The sequence below is a fragment of the Brachyspira catarrhinii genome (assembly GCF_005518285.1).
Taxonomy (GTDB): domain Bacteria; phylum Spirochaetota; class Brachyspiria; order Brachyspirales; family Brachyspiraceae; genus Brachyspira; species Brachyspira catarrhinii.
The window spans coordinates 1-753 of record NZ_SJDU01000670.1 but is presented as its reverse complement, the minus strand read 5'-3'; the positions used below and the strand labels follow the sequence as shown (position 1 = coordinate 753).

At 40.2% G+C, this 753-nt stretch carries 1 protein-coding gene; it reads right to left on the bottom strand.

Features of this window, described 5'->3' with window-relative positions; translation table 11 throughout:
* Nucleotides 1–753 (bottom strand): NAD(P)-dependent alcohol dehydrogenase (locus EZH24_RS12980; RefSeq protein ID WP_137999438.1); only part of this gene is annotated, 753 nt, incomplete at both ends.

Below are 753 nucleotides of genomic sequence, written 5' to 3'. Positions count from 1 at the left end.
ACAAAATCGCCGATATTTAAACTTGCCATTTGATTAACCGCTGGAATTCCCAAAATAGCCATCTCGCCGTTTCTTTTTAGCATCGCCATATACATATTTAAATCGTATCTTGCGGGTATCGTGCTTATTATATAATCCAAAGAGTTATCAAGATTTTGCAAATCGTTATTGTTATTTACATTCACATATTTAACCGCTCCCATATTTAAAGCGTCCTCTCTCTTATCTTCCGTTATATCGAAAACCGTCACTTCCGCTCCGAGTTTTACAGCATATTGAACAGCCATATGTCCGAGTCCGCCGAAACCAGCGATTCCCACTTTATCGCCTTTCTTTATTTTCATTACTTGAATAGGCGAATAAGTAGTCACTCCCGCGCAAAGCAACGGAGCTACTTTTTCCATTTGAGCGTTTTGAGGAATTGAAATTGCAAATTTTTCGGAAACGACTATATTATCCGAATATCCGCCTTGAGTAATTTCGTTATCATGAAATCTGTCTACATTGTCGTAAGTATATACCGCCCTATTCAAACAATATTGTTCCTGATTATTGAGGCAGTTTACGCATTCTCCGCAACTATTAACCATGCAACCTACTCCAGCATAATCGCCAACTTTAAATTTCGTCACAGCGCTTCCAACTTGAACCACTCTTCCCGCTATTTCATGCCCAACGACTACGGGATAATGCGCCTCTCCCCAATCTCCGTTAACGCTATGTATATCGCTGTGGCAAATTCCAGCGTAAAGG